At 45.3% G+C, this 18205-nt stretch carries 11 protein-coding genes; 8 read left to right on the plus strand and 3 right to left on the minus strand.

Translation table 11 applies throughout. The annotated features are described in order from the left end of the window. Positions 1-81: 81 nt before the first annotated feature. The gene (locus K6V26_RS11310) at positions 82-2862 is read right to left on the minus strand and encodes a polysaccharide lyase family 8 super-sandwich domain-containing protein (RefSeq protein ID WP_224265374.1); all 2781 of its coding nucleotides are present in this window, start codon (positions 2860-2862) and stop codon (positions 82-84) included. 111 nt (positions 2863-2973) lie between these two features. Next, complete coding sequence (locus K6V26_RS11315) at positions 2974-3711, minus strand: polyprenol monophosphomannose synthase (protein ID WP_007656150.1); 738 nt, start codon at positions 3709-3711, stop codon at positions 2974-2976. Between the two features lie 227 nt (positions 3712-3938). Between K6V26_RS11315 and mfd the strand changes: the two genes are divergently transcribed. The 8 genes from mfd to K6V26_RS11355 all read left to right on the plus strand — a co-directional run bounded on the left by mfd (position 3939) and on the right by K6V26_RS11355 (position 16522). Next, entirely contained in the window at positions 3939-7301 is a 3363-nt protein-coding gene (gene mfd, locus K6V26_RS11320) for a transcription-repair coupling factor (protein ID WP_048316016.1), read from the plus strand. A 67-nt stretch (positions 7302-7368) separates the two neighbouring features. Then, positions 7369-8565: an AAA family ATPase gene (locus K6V26_RS11325; RefSeq protein ID WP_195439602.1), complete on the plus strand. Its 1197-nt coding sequence runs from the start codon at positions 7369-7371 to the stop codon at positions 8563-8565. Next, complete coding sequence (locus K6V26_RS11330; RefSeq protein WP_010802873.1) at positions 8562-9164, plus strand: hypothetical protein; 603 nt, start codon at positions 8562-8564, stop codon at positions 9162-9164. The genes K6V26_RS11325 and K6V26_RS11330 overlap by 4 nt, the downstream gene beginning before the upstream one ends. 12 nt (positions 9165-9176) lie before the next feature. Further along, on the plus strand, positions 9177-11078 hold the full coding sequence (locus tag K6V26_RS11335; RefSeq protein WP_122329008.1) for an AMP-dependent synthetase/ligase: 1902 nt from the start codon (positions 9177-9179) through the stop codon (positions 11076-11078). 114 nt (positions 11079-11192) lie between these two features. Then, complete coding sequence (locus K6V26_RS11340; RefSeq protein ID WP_224265375.1) at positions 11193-13784, plus strand: DUF5686 and carboxypeptidase-like regulatory domain-containing protein; 2592 nt, start codon at positions 11193-11195, stop codon at positions 13782-13784. After that, positions 13762-15090: a Na+/H+ antiporter NhaC family protein gene (locus K6V26_RS11345; protein WP_224265376.1), complete on the plus strand. Its 1329-nt coding sequence runs from the start codon at positions 13762-13764 to the stop codon at positions 15088-15090. Before K6V26_RS11340 ends, K6V26_RS11345 begins: the two co-directional genes overlap by 23 nt. Positions 15091-15263: 173 nt before the next feature. Next, positions 15264-16217 carry an IS110 family RNA-guided transposase gene (locus tag K6V26_RS11350; protein WP_010800681.1) on the plus strand — a complete coding sequence of 318 codons (954 nt, stop codon included), beginning with the start codon at positions 15264-15266 and terminating at the stop codon, positions 16215-16217. Beyond that, complete coding sequence (locus K6V26_RS11355; protein WP_007657317.1) at positions 16214-16522, plus strand: hypothetical protein; 309 nt, start codon at positions 16214-16216, stop codon at positions 16520-16522. Before K6V26_RS11350 ends, K6V26_RS11355 begins: the two co-directional genes overlap by 4 nt. 501 nt (positions 16523-17023) lie before the next feature. Here K6V26_RS11355 and K6V26_RS11360 read toward each other — a convergent pair. Continuing rightward, entirely contained in the window at positions 17024-17977 is a 954-nt protein-coding gene (locus K6V26_RS11360) for an NAD-dependent epimerase/dehydratase family protein (protein WP_007656131.1), read from the minus strand. Between the last annotated feature and the right edge of the window lie 228 nt (positions 17978-18205).

Below are 18205 nucleotides of genomic sequence, written 5' to 3' on the forward strand. Positions count from 1 at the left end.
AAAAATACTGTTTATATTCTCCTCTATTACTTATAATAATGACAATATACTTCTCAATTCTGATAAATTCCAAACCACCCCTTACCGCAATTTCAATACTCCTAAAGAAGACGGTATATGGAAATCCGGATTAGCGGCATCGGGGATGATCCAGGACGACCAGATCACCTGTTCCTCTTGCGGCCCGTAATAATCGGCACGGTATACACCGAAACGTATCTCGCCGTCCGGTGAGATCACGCCCATTTCTTCCAGGCTCTTCAAGGGGATGGAGCCTTCCACGATATAAGTGTCTTTGCCGGTATGTGTTCCCAGTTTCAGTCCTTTAAAGTTCCAGTCGAAATCAAACTGGCGGTAGAACTTTGCATGATAGTCCATGACCTTTCCGCGCGGATCGATCTCCGCACAATAATAATCGCCCATAGCCGGGTCTTTGCTGAAGAAAAACTCGATACGGTCACTGCTCCCAACCGAAGCCTCGGTTTTTTCATTATTATATATAATGGTAGTATCGGCTACTTCATACAGGAAATATAAGTTCTTCTTGTCGTGGCAGACAGAGAACCGGGTCCGGTCTTTAGCAGCCCCGTTCCAGGGAGCGGTCAGGCCCGACACGGCAACAGGTATCTGTTGCCAATCGTCTTTTTTGCCATCTACGGAAATCGACTTTACCAACGGCGCGCTGATAACCGGGGTAACGGAAACAGGCTGGCCGGGAGCCTGGTTGGCAGGAACCATTATCTTCAAATCGTAGTCATTGATCGTTAAAGACAAGGACGATTGTGTATGTGTCGGATCGCTTGCCTCTATACGGAGTCTCCCGTTTTCCGGAGAAAGCATATAGATACCCGGTGTATGTACCACCAGTGTTATATCATCCGACAGGCGGATGGTTCCTTCCTGATATGCGGTGACATAGAAACGGTTGCCGGCTGCTACGGCCTGCATGGCCTCGTCATTGCGAAGCACCCGGATATCATCCGTCCGGAAAGTGGCTGTACGATCTGCCGAAGAGGCCGGCAGTATCAGGTATTGGTAAGTGGCGGGTACCTCTTTCAGATGGCGGATATATAAAGAGACCACCTCCCCTTCCACTGTTTGCGGTATATATGAACCCATAAAGTCGGACCAACGGCCGGAACGTTTTTCTGAGATCGCCACACTGTTTTCAGGTTGCATCAGGATATAACCGGTACTGTCATGATAGAAACGCGGAGCCTTCCCGGTGATCGTAACGGTTCCGTCGACAGGATTCCAACGGTTATTTTCCCAATAAGCCAGCTCCCCCTGTTTCAAGCGTTGGTCGATCGATGTCGCCAGGTTCAGCGTACTGTCGGTCTGAATCCCCGCCCCAAGGCATAACACAAAATCGTCCGTGATAACCCACGACTTGCGGGCATGTGCTCCGTCACGGTTCAGGATCATGGCGGTCATGCCTGTACTGCCATCCGTTACACCACCGACAAAAGTCGTTTCATTACGGACATGAGCCCCGTAAGTACGGGGAGAAGGGATAGGCGCATCGCTTTCATACGAAGTAATACCCGGGACCTTACGCCAGTCCCAGAACGGGAACACATTCAGATATTCATCGCCGTTACGGTATATATAAGTAGCGCCGTCACCCATATAAAAGCCTTTCAGGTTATCTTCATTTACTAACTCAGTACCGATCACCCGCTTGGAAGCCATCTTGACAGAGGCCATCCACCCCGGTGCGCGATGGATAGTCTGGTCTGAATCCCAGAAATGTTTCTGTCCGGTAAAGGCTGTCCCCTGCGCAGGTTGGGGAGGGAAATTGTCATTCAGGAAATCATCCATCTTCTGCACATCGCCCGGTGTGCTGCCCTTCTTCAGTGAACTGGCGGCATATCCTATCGCCAACGCTTTATGAATAGGGGCATTATGGAACAATTGCCGGTCGAGGGCATTCACATCCATATAGCCGCGCCAGATAATCCAGCGATAGCCTTCCGTTAATAAATTATTCAGGATAGATTGCTGTTCGGCATTCAAAGCAAAGGAAGTCCCGGCAAACAATCCTGAATAGAAACTCATCTCACCGAGATAAGCCAGCCCGTAGTTGCCGAACTGCTGTTGCGGCCCGTGCTGGTGGAAGCTCCAGTCGCTTTTAATACCTTCCTCACGCCCGGTGGTTATTTCAGAGATGATCGTATCGCGGGCAGCCTTTACCAAGGCATAATCGTCTGTCAGCAGGCCTTTGACAAGTACGTTTCCTGCCAGCCAGACTTTATTCTGCCCCGTCATGCCGAAACGGGCGTTATCCATTACTTTCACAGCTTCTTTGAGTTCGTCGGGTGTCATCTGCATACGGAGCAGCAGGAAAGCCGGCCCGAACGTTTTCGGGATGCCGATCTCGTTATACCACCAGTTCTTGCAAACAGGTTTCATGCGGAACCAATAACCGAGCGCCTGATGAATAACCGTAGAGAAGCGGGGCGACCAGGTGCACGAAGGTCCTTCGGCATGATAGAGTTTTGCCAGCTCTAGTATACGGTCGGCATGCTTCTTGGCATCCCATCCGGAGCGTTTGGTATCTGTATAGTTGATATCCGGCCAGGAACCGTCTTCATTTATACTCTCCATATATCCTTTGATCTTCTCCATATTGAAGGGATACCGCTGATGCAGTTCCACAACGACCTGATCAGACATTTCCGTCTCAGGCGGGATACCGGACAATATGCGGTTGAGTAAATCCGATTCATCATTGGAACTGATCAAGGTCCCGATATAGTTCTGACGGATCTGCTCCAGTTCGTCCTGCTGTGTTTGCGAGAACACACGCACGGGTAAAAACAAGAATGCGGCTAACAAGAATGTGTTTGTAAGAAGCTTCATGATATTGAATTTAGTACTGAAAGCAACAAATTTACCATAATTAATCCTGACAAATATAATAATGGCGAAAAAAATTGTAACGAATCCGTCCTCTATTACCAGCTATCCCCTTTACTTCTTCTGCGGATACTTGCGGAATAAACTCCACCACTTCAGTTTAAGCACGCCAAACAACGCTTCCCCGAATATGGAAGAGTTCATCTTCGATGTTCCCAATACGCGGTTGATAAAGATAATAGGCACTTCCACCAGTTTGAAACCACATTTATACGCCGTAAACTTCATCTCTATCTGGAAAGCATATCCCTTGAAATGAATATGATCGAGATCGATCGCCTCAAGCACCTCGCGACGGTAGCATTTGAAACCGGCAGTCGTATCCTGTACTTTCATCCCGGTAACGAAGCGGACATAGACAGATGCGTAATATGACATCAATACACGTCCCAGCGGCCAGTTCACCACATTCACGCCATTGCTGTAACGCGAACCGATAGCCACATCTCCCCCCTGCTCCGTGCAGGCGGCATATAACTTCGGAAGATCATTCGGATTATGACTGAAATCGGCATCCATTTCGAAGACAAAGTCGTACTTATGTTCGATCGCCCATTTGAAACCGCAAATGTAGGCAGTTCCCAACCCTAACTTACCTTTCCTTTCTACCATGAAAAGACGTTCAGGAAATTCACTCTGTAATCGCTTTACAATATCCGCTGTTCCATCAGGCGAGCCATCATCTATAATCAAAATATGAAACTCCTTTTCCAACCCAAATACCGCACGGATAATATTCTCAATATTCTCTTTCTCGTTGTAGGTCGGAATAATAACAATACTGTCTGACATATACTTCTTTTATTAATTGACAGTTGACAAGTGACAGTTGACAGATTTACTGCAACTATCCCGCAGAACTGTCGGCAATCGGTTATCAACCCGAATGCGAAGGTACATATTTTAGTTGATTTAAACTTATTACTCTATATTATTTTGAACAAAAAAGCTACCTTTGCCAAACATTTCAGTAACATTTGTTGCTGTCATTTGTTACTTGTCAACAGACAACAATTTTAATGGAGGTACAAGAATTACTTAAAATATTCGCCGCCCACCCACAAGTTTCCGCATTGGATACCCTTTTGAACGGTAATACGTCAAATAACATTTTCCTGAAAGGGTTGAACGGCTCGGGCGCAGCAATGACAATCGCTTCTCTTTTTTTAAAAAGAGGGGGCAACTATGTGTGCATACTCAACGACCAGGAAGAAGCCGGCTACTTCTATCACGACCTGATGCAGCTGACCGGAAGCAATGAGATTTACTTTTTCCCGTCCGCTTACCGCCGGGCCATCAAATACGGACATATCGATCCGGCAAATGAAATACTGCGGACCGAAGTGCTCAGTGTCCTCCAGGACCCCGAAGCACCCTTCGTGATCGTTTCCTATCCCGATGCACTGGCTGAAAAGGTCATATCGCGCGACGACCTGAAAAAGAACACTCTAAAGATCAGTGTCGGCGAGAAGCTGGATAATATGTTCGTGTCCGACGTGCTCGACGAATATGGATTCGAACAGGTGGACTATGTCTACGAACCGGGGCAATATGCCCTGCGCGGCAGTATCCTGGACGTATTCTCTTTCTCCTACGAATTTCCTTACCGTATCGACTTCTTCGGAAAGGAAGTGGAGACAATCCGTACGTTCGATGTGGAAACCCAGCTTTCCAAAGAGAAACTGGAGAGTATCTATATCGTGCCGGAAATGAATAAAAGCGACCGTACCAACACCCTGCTGCTGGATTCACTGCCTGCACAAACAATCCTGGCAGCCAGAGACCTGGCATGGACGAAGGAACGTATCGGCAGCCTGTGGAACGAAGAGCCGGTTGTCGGTGACGAAGAATCGTTTGCCGACATCAGCCGAATGCGTGCCAGACTGGTGACTGGAGAAGATTTCCTCCGGGCAGCCCTCAACTTCCGCCGGATACATTTCGGTACACGCCCGGCAGGAGTAGCGGATGCCACCCTTACATTCAGTACACAGGCACAGCCTATTTACCATAAGAATTTCGACATGGTGAGCGACTCTTTCCGTAACTATCTGGAGAGTGGCTATACATTATATATATTGAGTGACGTAGAAAAACAGGCAACCCGTATCCGGGCGATCTTCGAGGACCGGGGAGAAAATATCCCTTTCACTTCGGTCAACAAGACCATCCATGAAGGATTTACCGATGACGCGCTGCGTATCTGTCTCTTTACGGATCATCAGCTGTTCGATCGTTTCCACAAGTTCAATCTGAAAAGCGAAAAGGCCCGCAGCGGAAAACTCTCGTTGTCACTGAAAGAACTGAACCAGTTCACGACCGGCGACTATATCGTGCATATCGACCATGGCGTCGGGCAGTTCGGCGGCCTGGTACGCACCGAAGTAAACGGCAAGATACAGGAAGCTATCAAGCTGATTTACCAGAACAACGATATCATCTTCGTCAGCATACATTCCCTGCATAAGCTATCCAAATATAAAGGAAAAGACAGCGGCGAACCGCCCAAGCTGAACAAGCTGGGAACCGGTGCCTGGGAGAAGATGAAGGAAAAGACAAAGAAGAAGGTCAAGGACATTGCCCGCGACCTGATCCTTCTCTACTCCCAACGCAAACAGGAGACAGGTTTCTCCTACTCGCCGGACAGCTTCATGCAGCACGAACTGGAAGCGAGCTTCATTTATGAAGATACGCCCGACCAGATGAAAGCGACAAGCGAAGTGAAAGAAGACATGGAAAGTTTACGTCCGATGGATCGCCTGATCTGTGGTGACGTAGGTTTCGGCAAGACAGAGGTAGCGATCCGTGCTGCCTTCAAGGCCGTTTCCGATAACAAGCAGGTAGCCGTACTGGTTCCTACAACAGTTCTTGCTTTCCAGCATTTCCAGACTTTTTCGGAGCGTCTGAAAGATTTCCCCTGCCGGATCGATTATATCAGCCGGGCAAGGACTACGGCACAGATCAAAAGGACGTTGATGGATGTCGCCGACGGTCAGGTGAACATCCTGATCGGTACGCATCGTATTGTCAGCAAAGATGTCAAGTTCAAAGACCTGGGATTGCTTATCATCGATGAAGAGCAAAAGTTCGGCGTATCCGTTAAGGAAAAACTTCGTCAGATGAAAGTGAATGTGGATACGCTGACAATGACAGCGACACCGATCCCGCGAACTTTGCAGTTCTCGTTGATGGGTGCCCGCGACCTGAGCAGCATCACCACTCCCCCGCCCAACCGGTATCCGGTACAGACGGAAGTGGAGCGTTTCAACCCCGATATTATCCGTGAAGCGATCAATTTCGAGATGAGCCGTAACGGACAGGTTTTCTTTATCAATAACCGTATCCAGAATATTTACGAGATAGAGAATCTGGTTCGCCGTGAAGTACCCGATGCCCGCGTAGCAGTCGGTCACGGACAAATGGAACCGGAAAAACTGGAGAAGATCATCCTCGATTTCGTCAATTACGAATACGATGTCTTGATCGCCACCAGCATTGTGGAAAGCGGTATCGACGTACCGAATGCCAACACAATCATCATCAACAACGCACAGCAATTCGGCCTGTCCGACCTGCACCAGTTACGCGGACGTGTAGGACGAAGCAACCGCAAAGCCTTCTGTTACCTGCTCTCCCCGCCTCTTTCTTCATTGACACAGGAGGCACGCCGGCGTTTGCAGGCCATCGAGAACTTCTCTGAACTGGGTAGCGGTATCCATATCGCCATGCAGGACCTGGATATCCGTGGTGCCGGTAACATGCTGGGAGCCGAGCAAAGCGGTTTCATCGCCGACCTCGGCTATGAAACATACCAGAAGATTCTGGAAGAGGCTGTCGATGAATTGAAAAGCGATGAGTTTGCCGACCTGTATGCCGATTCCGACAACGGCAAACGGGATTCCGGCAGCGAATATATCCGCGAAACTCATATCGAAAGCGACCTCGAACTGATGTTCCCACCCACCTATATCCCCAACGATTCGGAACGTGTCTCTCTCTACCGCGAACTGGATAATATGGAAGAAGAACGGGATATACTGGCCTTCACGGAACGTCTGAAAGACCGCTTCGGCAAAATTCCGAAGGAAGGAAAAGAACTGATCCGTATCGTCCGCCTCCGCCGTATGGCCAAGAAGCTGGGAATGGAAAAAGTAGTATTAAAGAAGGGGCAGATGAACATCATCCTCATATCCAACTCCGAAAGCCCGTACTATCAGAGCGAGGCTTTCGACAAATTGCTGGCCTTTATACAAAAACATCCCCGCGAATGTAATCTCCGGGACCAGAACGGTAAGCGCAGTATCGTAATAAAAAATGTGAGTACAGTAGAGGCTGCCTGCATGCTGCTTGAAGAAATAGAGAAGACAAAGACTTCTCACGAATAAACCATTGTAAGCAACTCGGTTCAAATATATTTCTTTACATTTGCGAGAATTAATATAAGAATATAATATGCCACATTTAAGAATTAAAAATATAGGTCCGATAAGATATGCAGACATTGAACTAAACAAAGTCAATGTAATCATGGGCCCCCAGAGTTCGGGGAAAAGTACTATCAATAAAATTGCATGTTACTGTTCTTGGGTGGAAAAGAAAATATCATTAGATCAATCTTTTGATTACTTCCTCAAAGAAGGTGTATTTATTGAAGAATTAGCTCGTTTCCACAAACTCACCGGCTATTTTAAGGAAACTTCAGAAATAGAATATCATTCAGAAACAATTAATCTGAAATATATATATAAAGATAAAGAACCTGTCATAAATTGGAAGAACCAGTTTGGATATAAAAGGATAAAACTGTCATATATTCCTGCCGAAAGAAATATTGTTTCGATGATTTCCGACTGGAAAGAAGTCAGCCTGCCCAACAACAACATAAGGAATTTTATGGCAGACTGGAACAATGCCCGCAAAATATTCACTCCTGAGAAACATATTCATCTGCCCTTTTTAGAGATAGACTATTACTATGACGAAAAGAGCGATATGGATTATATTCAAAATCAGGACGGTACCGTTATTCAACTAATGGATGCATCCAGTGGTTTACAATCTATGATCCCTTTAGTCGTATTGCGATCTTATTTTGCAGAGTGGATATATACAAATGAAGAACCAAGAAGTATAGCTTCTAAGGAGAGGGATTCCAGATTTCTAAATATTTTGATAAGTACTTTAAGTAAGCAGGATGGCGGCATACAATTTACAGAACTAGAGCCATATATTATTCCATATATCGCAACAGCAGGTACCGGATTCTTTATTGAGGAACCGGAACTTAATCTATTTCCGTCTACCCAACGAGATATACTATACAATCTCATCAGCAGTGTTCAGCAACGTGAAGACGACTCATTAATTCTCACCACCCATAGTCCCTACATCCTTTATGCCCTGAATAACTGCATGTTAGGCTTTCAAGTAAAAGAGACAATGCCGAAAACGGAACAGGAAAGTCTGGCTAGCCGACAATCATGGATAGATCCGTCGCTGGTATCCGCATGGGAAATAAAAGATGGTAAGTTAGTAGATATTAAGAATAGCAGACTGAATACAATCGGAGATCATTATTTCAACACAATAATGAATGAAGTAATGGATGAATATTATGCAATGCTTAAGTATATCAAAAGAACAAAATGAAAACACGGATAAATGATTCTATACAACAACATCAGGTTTATCCATGTTCATATACAAGCATCCATATCGTTGATTGGAAAAAGTTCACGAGCGAAAATCTGAAAGTACATGATCGTGTTCCGGTTAACCCGAATACAGGAAAACTAATCCACTCTGTTTGCTTAAGGAATGATTCGGCCATGTCCATTCTTGTGGATGCATTCGGCGAAAACGCATTACAATACAGCAAAAAGAAAAAGGCCCGTCAATGCGAATGTGTTATTTACCCCGATAATTATAAAGATACAGATTGGGTTCTTTTTGTAGAAATGAAATATGCAGAAAACGAGATCGCTGCTTTCAGGAAAGGAAACGATTATCCGAATAATATGATTGAGCAAATAAAGCAGACCGTTCAATTCTTTAAAGATAAATGCATTTTACCTCAGGAAAAAGAAGTATACGCTATCGTTTCATTTCCCAATTTACTATCTGCATTCAATAGTACGATATTCAGTATCGATGCCATAAACGATTTTTATCTGGACTATGGCATTATTATAAGAGGCACAAACAACGCGGAGATTATCAGTTCCGACAATATAAAGCTAATTGGATAAAATGAAGATGTCATGAAAAGAACATTGGTAGACCTTTTTGAAAACTCGGTGAAACAATATCCCGACAACCCGTTCTTATGGGAAAAGACAACAAACAAATTTGAGCCTACCACCTACACACAGGTAAGGGAACAGGTTTACACGCTGGGCGCCGGACTGGTTGCCCTGGGAGTAATGAAAGGCGACAACATGGCCCTGCTCAGCGAAGGCCGCAACGCCTGGATCATCGGTGAACTGGCGATGTTCTACGCCGGAGCCACCAATGTCCCCCTCTCTATCAAACTGGAAGAGGCAAACGACCTGTTGTTCCGTCTGACACATGCCGATGTAAAATATATTATGGTATCCGGCAACCAGTTGAAGAAAATACGTTCTATCGTCGATAAACTGCCGTTGCTCCGGCAAATCATCATCTTCGACGACCAAAAAGAATATCAGGAAAAAGAAATTCCCCTCTCTAAAGTAATAGAAATGGGGCAAGAATACCTCAGTGCGCATCCGTTGGAAGAGTTTCTGGCAATCGGACAATCGCTTACCAACGATGATTATGCCACAATCACCTACACCTCCGGAACAACTGCCGACCCGAAAGGCGTTATCCTCACTCATCGCAATTACACGGCTAACGTGGAGCAATCACTTACCTGCGTAGATATCGACGATACCTGGCGCACGCTGGTTATCCTTCCGCTCGACCATTGCTTTGCCCATGTGGTAGGCTTCTATATATTTATGTATAAAGGAGCTTCGGTAGCTACCGTACAGGTGGGAAGAACCGGTATGGAGACGTTAAAGAATATCCCTGTAAACATCAAGGAATTTAAGCCGTATTTAATATTGAGTGTCCCGGCCCTTGCCAAGAACTTCAAGAAGAATATCGAACAAGGCATCCGGGCGCAGGGTAACATGGTCAACCGTCTGTTCCACATGGGGCTGAACGTGGCATATACCTATAATGGGGATGGCGGCGATGACAAAGGTCGTGGCTGGCGGTTCCTGCTAAAGCCGGTTGTAAGCCTGTTCGATAGTATCATCTTTTCTAAAGTCCGTGAAAACTTTGGCGGCGAACTGAAGTTCTTTATCGGCGGCGGTGCCCTGCTGGATAAGGATTTACAAAAGTTCTATTATGCCATCGGCCTGCCGATGTATCAAGGGTACGGGCTTAGCGAAGCAACCCCTGTCATCTCGACCAACGGCCCGCGCCACCACAGGTTTGGAAGCAGCGGCGTACTGGTTCAACCGCTTGACCTGAAAATATGCGACCAGGAAGGTAAAGAACTTCCCCTCGGAGAAAAAGGCGAAATTGTTATCCGCGGAGAAAATGTCATGGCAGGATACTGGAAAAATCCGGCTTCTACGACCGAAACCATTAAAGACGGTTGGCTTTACACCGGGGATATGGGATATATGGGTAAAGACGGCTTATTATATGTATTAGGCCGTTTCAAAAGCCTGCTGATCGGTAGCGATGGCGAAAAATACAGTCCGGAAGGTATCGAAGAAGCATTGGTTGAACATTCTTCCTGCATCGACCAACTGTTGCTTTACAACAACCAGAATCCTTATACGGTTGCCTTGGTTGTACCGAACAAAGACCATCTGAAAAGACATCTCTCCCACCTGCAACTCGATCTGAATACGGAAAAAGGAAAAGAAGAAGCCATCCGTATCATCCAAAAACAGATCGACCGTTTCCGTAAAGGGGGTGACTTGTCATCTATGTTCCCCGATCGCTGGCTACCCACCACATTTGCCGTCTTGCCCGAACCGTTCACCGAACAAAACGGCATGGTTAACAGTACAATGAAGATTGTCCGTGGAAAAGTAGAAAAAGCCTATGCTTCCCGCATCGATCATTTATATACACCGGAAGGCAAGAATCCGGTAAATAGGGAGAATATAAAGTCGTTGTAAACGGCTCCTGCATCCTCCTTGATTAAATATTATTAATAAGGCTGACTCCGCTCCTACGGGGAAAAAGCTTACCTTTGCCAACTGCATTATCCGAGAAGGAATAACGTTAGTTTCATGGTAAAAAGAATTCACTTAATAGTATTATTGGTTCTGTTGCAGGCAGTGACCGGTGTTGCCGTTTTATATGCACAAAGCATGACCTCTGCATCCGGTATCGTAAAGGATTCAATAACCGGAGAACCTTTGGCTTTTGTTTCCGTCTATTTTGACGGTTCAACCATTGGGGCAATGACCGACGACAACGGGGCTTTCGCCTTACAGAACGATAAAGGTTATAACAAGCTGGCTGTCGCATCATTAGGATACGACACTAAAATACTCGACCTGAAAACCGGACAGAAGAATGACGGGCTTACCATTGACCTTCGTCCTACCGCCTTCGAAATATCCGAAGTTATCGTCAAACCCAAAAGAGAAAAATATTCCCGTAAAGACAATCCGGCCGTCGAACTGATTAAAAAAGTAATCGAACATAAGAACGACAACCGCATCGAAGCCAAGGACGAATATCAAACCGAGGTATACGAAAAACTCTCTCTCTCCCTGGATGACTTCAACCCGGATTTCGAGAAAAACAAGTTCATGAAGAAATTCAAATTCATCAAGAACTACCTGGACAGTTCCGAATTTAACGGTAAACCCATCCTGACCCTTTCCGTTCGTGAAACAATTGCAGATAGATATTACCGGAAACATCCGAAAACAGAAAAAACGATTGTCAAAGGCAAACGTATGCAAGGCGTCGACCAAACTCTGGATGACGGCGGGGGCATCACCTCCAACCTGGAAGAAATATTTCAGGGCATCAACATCTTCGATAATAATATCAATATCCTGTTGAACCGTTTCGTCAGCCCCTTGTCCTCCACCCTGGCTACCAGCTATTATAAATACTATATCATGGATACCCTCGATATAGGAGGCGATAAATGTGTCGACCTGGCTTTCGTTCCAGTCAACAGCCAGAGTTACGGTTTTACCGGAAGGTTATACATCACTCTTGACGGTAATTATGCCTTAAAAAAATTTCTGCTGAACACCCCCGCCAATATCAACCTGAACTGGGTGGACAAACTCCGCATCGAACAGGAATTTGAACGGATGCCGGACAGTACCTGGGTGGTAAAGAACGAAAACACCTATGTCAATTTCTACCTGGTAAAAGGCGCCCAGCAGCTCTATGCGCACCAACTCAGGAATTACGACAAATACAATTTCAACATAGAACAGGCGAAAGCAGACTCCGTATTCAACCTGCTGGGTTCACTCCATACATTACCTGTAGCAATCGAACAGCCCGATACCTTCTGGATAAACAACCGGCATGTGCCTCTGAAAGAAAAAGAAAATGCCTTGGACGACCTGCTGGCCCAACTCCGGAAAGTCCCGGCATTCAATGTAATCATCAAAACAGCAGAAATACTTATATCCGGATATATTCCGACAGCCGGCGATAAGAAATCCACCAAATTCGACTTCGGTCCGATGAACACGACAATCAGCGGTAACAGTCTGGAAGGTGTCCGTCTACGTATCGGCGGTATGACGACAGCCAACCTGAATCCTTACTGGTTCGCCAGCGGATATCTCGCCTACGGAACGAACGACCGTAAACTGAAATACAATGTAAAACTGACACATAGCTTCAACAAAAAACTATACCACGAAGGAGAAAGTCCGGTCAATAATTTATCCTTTATCCAGGAATATGACGTATATACCCCCGGACAGGATTTCCTTTTCACCAGCAAGGATAACATCTTTGTTGCCTGGAAAGTAGGCGAACCGGTAACTAAAATGCAGTATATCCGCAAATCCATGTTCCAGTACGAAAAGGAATGGCTGAACGGCCTTACGTGGAGATCATGGGTATATAACCAGAATAACCAGGCTGCCGGAACGCTCAAGTATATCGAGAAAGAAGCAGACGGCACATTGATTCAAAAAAAGGATATTACAACCTCTGAAATCGGAACACAACTCCGTTTCGCTCCCGGTGAACGCTCTTACGACGGACGCTCCGGAAAAGAATCGGTCTTCAACCTGTCGAAGGATGCTCCTATCTTCAAACTGTCACATCAGCTGGGTCTCAAAGGGGTACTGGGTGGAGAATATAACTACAATCATACGGAAGTCAGTGCGGAAAAACGTATCTGGTTATCCTCGTTCGGGCATATCGATACACAGTTGAAAGCCGGAAAAGTCTGGAACAAAGTACCTTTCCCGCTGCTGATCCTGCCGAATACCAACCAGTCAATTACTATCCAGCCGGAAGCATTCCACATGATGAATGCCCTGGAGTTTGTGACAGACCAATATGTTTCATTCAATGCAACTTATTATTTAAAAGGTTGGATATTAAACCGTATCCCGGGTATCAAATGGCTAAGGTTACGTGAAGTAATCTCTTTCAACGGTATCTACGGAGGACTGACGGATAAAAACAATCCGGCCTTGACACCGAATCTGTTCCTCCTGCCCGACGGAACACGTCCTTTGGGCAAAACACCCTATATGGAAGCAAGCGTCGGTCTGGAAAACATCTTCAAGATTCTTCGTATAGATTATTATCGACGGCTTACCTATCTGGATGAACCGAATATAAAGAAAGGAGGGGTGCGTATTGCGTTGCGATTCTCCTTCTAACTCTCCTTTAAATCATACGCCTAATGCCTGGGCACTCATACCTTTACTGGTATTCCTGCTCACCTATCTGGTCGTATCGATATTGGCAGGCGATTTTTATAAGATGCCTATCACCGTAGCGTTTGTTATATCATCTGTCGTTGCTATCGCCATATCCAAGGGAGGAAAACTGTCCAACCGTATCGAACAATTCTGCCGCGGAGCTGCCAACAGCAATATCATGCTGATGGTACTGATCTTTATTCTCGCCGGGGCGTTTGCCCAGACAGCCAAAGCAATGAGAGCCGTAGATGCAACCGTCAATCTGGCGATGTCGATCCTGCCCGGAAACCTGTTGGCTGCCGGTATATTCCTGGCTGCCTGCTTTATATCTATTTCAGTCGGAACCTCCGTAGGTACAATCGTCGCCCTCGCCCCAGTGGCAGTAGGTATTGCCGATAAGACGGGAATGCCCGATGCCCTGATGCTCGGAGTGGTTGTAAGCGGGGCCATGTTCGGCGACAATCTGTCTTTCATATCCGACACTACGATCGTTGCCACCCGAACACAGGGATGTAACATGAATGATAAGTTTAAAGTGAACATCCGTATCGCTCTCCCCATCGCTATTATTACAGGTATAATATATGTATTGGTTGGAAGCGGTATCGACAGCAATTACACAGCCGGAGCGATCGAATGGACAAAGGTGGTTCCTTACCTGGTAGTCCTTGTCGCCGCCATTTGCGGAGTCAATGTAATGCTGGTCTTATTTATCGGTATCCTGCTCTCCGGCATTGTCGGATTGCTGACAGGAGGTTTCGACATATGGGGCTGGACAGCTTCAATGGGACTCGGTATAACCAATATGGGTGAACTGATTATCGTCACTTTACTGGCAGGAGGCATGTTGGAAATGATTCGTTACAATGGAGGTATCGACTGGATCATCCTCAAACTGACTTCCCGCATCCATTCCTCCAAAGGAGCGGAAATGAGTATCGCCGCATTGGTCAGCTTTGCCAATCTCTGTACGGCAAACAATACGATTGCCCTAATCATGGCGGGACCGATCGCAAAAGATATTGCAGACCGTTTCAAAGTCGACCCACGCCGCAGCGCAAGTATTCTGGATATTTTCTCTTGTTTCATTCAGGGAATCATCCCCTACGGGGCACAGTTGCTAATGGCTTCAGGATTAGGCCAGGTCTCCCCTCTCGAGATTATGCAGTACCTATACTATCCTTATTTATTGGGATTCGGCGCTTTACTGGCAATCCTCTCAGGATACCCGAAAAAATACAGTAACATGGTTTCTACGAAATAGCAAATCCAGACACATATAAACAAAAAAAAGGCTATCCATCACGGACAGCCAATCTTCATTGTTAACCTTAAATCTAATACCATGAAACATCCATGAAATAAATTTCGTCCAAGAGCATGTAAATAGGGGGGTATTGTTTACTTTAGTGTCATTCACTCGAAAAAACGAATGCAATGAAAACAGTACCTTTTGAACAAGTCATCCTCCGGGGTTGTGGAATAGATGTCCACAAGGACATGGTAGTTGCTACGATAAGTGGCGAAGGTCTCAAAACTGAAACCCGCAGTTACAAGACCTTCAGTAGTTCTTTGACAGAATTAAAAGAATGGTTATTATCCAGTGGCATTACGCATGTAGCCATGGAAAGTACCGGTGTTTACTGGAAGCCGGTCTATAAGATTCTTGAATGTCCTGATATGAAAGTCTGGATCGTGAACGCACGGCACATCAAGTATGTTCCCGGGCACAAAACGGATAAAAAGGATAGTGCCTGGATTTGCAAACTGCTTTTAGCAGGTTTGTTGAAACCGAGTTATATCCCGGAGCGTGAACAACGTGAGCTTCGTGATTTAACCCGTTACCGTAACAAGTTGATCCAGCATGTATCTTCTGAGAAAAACCGTATTGTTCGTATCCTGGAAGATTGTAACATCAAACTTTCCAGCGTGGTGTGCAGCCTGGACGGAGTCGTGGCGAACAAGCTGATAGATATGTTGATCGATAAGGGTCATGTAACAATGGATGACATAACTTGCATCTATCATAAAAAACTTGAAGCCAGTCCGGAACTTCTTTATCAGGCTTGTGAAGGCTTTATAGAACCGCATCACATCTATATGTTGCAGACCATCCGTAAAGATATGGAACAGACGAAAGCCATCATAGCTGACCTTACCTGCCGTATAAAAGAGGTTTTATCTCCTTATGAGAATGTGATGGAACTCTTGCAGAAGATCCCCGGACTTAGCCGGAAAACGGTTGAAGACCTGATAGCAGAGATAGGTGTGGATATGGAAGCCTTTCCAACCGAAAAGCACCTGGCTTCGTGGGCCGGTGTCTGTCCTGGCAATAACGAGAGCGCAGGTAAAAAAAAAGTGGTAGAACCACCCATGGCAACAAACAGTTGAAAGCCGTAATCACGGAGGCTGCGTGGGCAGCCACCCGTACCAAGAACACCTTTTACAGTGCACGTTATCACCGTTTAGCCGCCCGTCGAGGGAAAAAGAGGGCTTTAGTAGCAGTAGGACACTCGATCCTGAAATCGGTATGGCATGTACTGAAAGAGGCTTGTGAGTATAAGGAACTCGGTGCGGAATATCTCAACCAAAGGATGGAGCAGAAACGGAAAAATTACTTGAAGAAAGAGCTGGAAGCACTTGGCTATAAAGTTAAAATCAGCCGTGATGATGGTCCAATCCCAGAAGTAGGTTAAAAACATAGAGAAGGTCGATTTTTACTGGCTTGTTGTCGTAAGAAACAGCAAGAGGTCGCTCATGAAACTGATCTCAACTGCTAAGCGGTCAAGACTGCGAGTCCTTTAACGCGTGTATGAAATTTTTTTTCTTAGCTGTTGTAAAATTATAAAATGCCCAAAGATAATAGCCAACCGCATTTGTATCTATACAAGTGCTCTCTTTTGTTTTGTCTGAACTCTAAAAAAATCAATTTATTAATGGTTTAAACGGCTCTCTTGAGATAGGGAGCGCAATTTATTTACATATGAAAAACACAGTGCAAATATAGGGGTTTTATGTTATTCAGCATAATATTTGCAAGAAAAATGCATCACATTAACATTGTTTAGCTAAAACATGCTCTAAAACATATAAAATGAAGCATCCTTTACAGGAAACTTTATTACCCACCCCACTTAAAAATAAAGGGGACACCCTAAACCGGATATCCCCTCCCATCAACAAACCTCTTATATTTGTTATTTACCGAAACGTTCTTTCAGTTTTGCGATCATGTCTTTAGTCATTGTATCCAGATCGTAAGTCGGCTTCCAATCCCATTCTTCACGGGCACAAGTATCGTCCAGCGAGTTAGGCCATGAATCAGCGATCGCCTGACGCAACGGATCAACCTTGTATTCCATCTGGAAGTCAGGAATATATTTACGGATATTGTTTGCTATAATTTCCGGATCGAAACTCATAGAAGCAATATTGAATGAGTTGCGGTGTTGCAGACGTGTAGGATCGGCTTCCATAATCTGGATAGCGGCATGTAATGCATCCGGCATATACATCATATCCATAAATGTACCGGCAGCGATCGGACATTCAAACTTCTCACCCTTTACGGCCGAATAATAAATATCCACTGCATAGTCAGTTGTACCACCACCCGGAGGAGTTACGTAAGAAATCAATCCCGGGAAGCGAACCGAACGTGTATCTACACCGAAACGGATATTATAATAGTCGCTCAACAACTCGCCGGAAACTTTAGTCACACCATACATCGTACGCGGGTTACGGATCGTATCCTGCGGAGTCTTGTCTTTCGGAGTGTTATTACCGAATACACCGATAGAACTCGGAGTAAATACGGCACATTTCATTTCACGTGCTACTTCCAGTACGTTGAATAATCCACCCATACCGATCTTCCAGGCTAACTGAGGCTTTGCTTCAGCAACGGCAGACAACAATGCAGCCAGATTATAGATTGTGTCAATCTTATATTTAGACACTGTCTCGGCGATCTGCTGTTCGTTTGTTATGTCAACAAGTGCAGAAGGTCCTGATTCCAATAGTTCACCTTTGGGTTCTGCTCCGGATATATAACCTGCTACGATGTCGCCATCATAACGTTTTCTCAACTCCATGGTTAACTCTGAGCCGATCTGACCGGTAGAACCGATAATTAATACATTCTTCATTGCGTTTTTATTGTTCTTTTAAGTTTTTTCTGCGGCAAAGGTATAGAGAATAAAATTGTTCCCGCACGATTTTCTTGTGTTTTTTCATGCTAATATTCAAAAAAAAATATGACCTTTGCTTCACCAGTTGAGAGTTGACTATTAACTGTTGACAGCCCTTTGTAACAAAAACGAACTAACTGTTACTTTTCAACTATCAATTGTTAACTAAATAGTCTACTTGATTCA

The organism is Parabacteroides goldsteinii, assembly GCF_020091425.1.
Taxonomy (GTDB): Bacteria; Bacteroidota; Bacteroidia; order Bacteroidales; family Tannerellaceae; genus Parabacteroides; species Parabacteroides goldsteinii.

Excerpts from the sequence above, each read along its gene's own strand:
- K6V26_RS11310 (WP_224265374.1), bottom strand. The coding sequence starts at position 2,862 with ATGAAGCTTCTTACAAACACATTCTTGTTAGCCGCATTCTTGTTTTTA.
- K6V26_RS11315 (WP_007656150.1), bottom strand. The coding sequence starts at position 3,711 with ATGTCAGACAGTATTGTTATTATTCCGACCTACAACGAGAAAGAGAAT.
- mfd (WP_048316016.1), top strand. The coding sequence starts at position 3,939 with ATGGAGGTACAAGAATTACTTAAAATATTCGCCGCCCACCCACAAGTT.
- K6V26_RS11325 (WP_195439602.1), top strand. The coding sequence starts at position 7,369 with ATGCCACATTTAAGAATTAAAAATATAGGTCCGATAAGATATGCAGAC.
- K6V26_RS11330 (WP_010802873.1), top strand. The coding sequence starts at position 8,562 with ATGAAAACACGGATAAATGATTCTATACAACAACATCAGGTTTATCCA.
- K6V26_RS11335 (WP_122329008.1), top strand. The coding sequence starts at position 9,177 with ATGAAAAGAACATTGGTAGACCTTTTTGAAAACTCGGTGAAACAATAT.
- K6V26_RS11340 (WP_224265375.1), top strand. The coding sequence starts at position 11,193 with ATGGTAAAAAGAATTCACTTAATAGTATTATTGGTTCTGTTGCAGGCA.
- K6V26_RS11350 (WP_010800681.1), top strand. The coding sequence starts at position 15,264 with ATGAAAACAGTACCTTTTGAACAAGTCATCCTCCGGGGTTGTGGAATA.
- K6V26_RS11360 (WP_007656131.1), bottom strand. The coding sequence starts at position 17,977 with ATGAAGAATGTATTAATTATCGGTTCTACCGGTCAGATCGGCTCAGAG.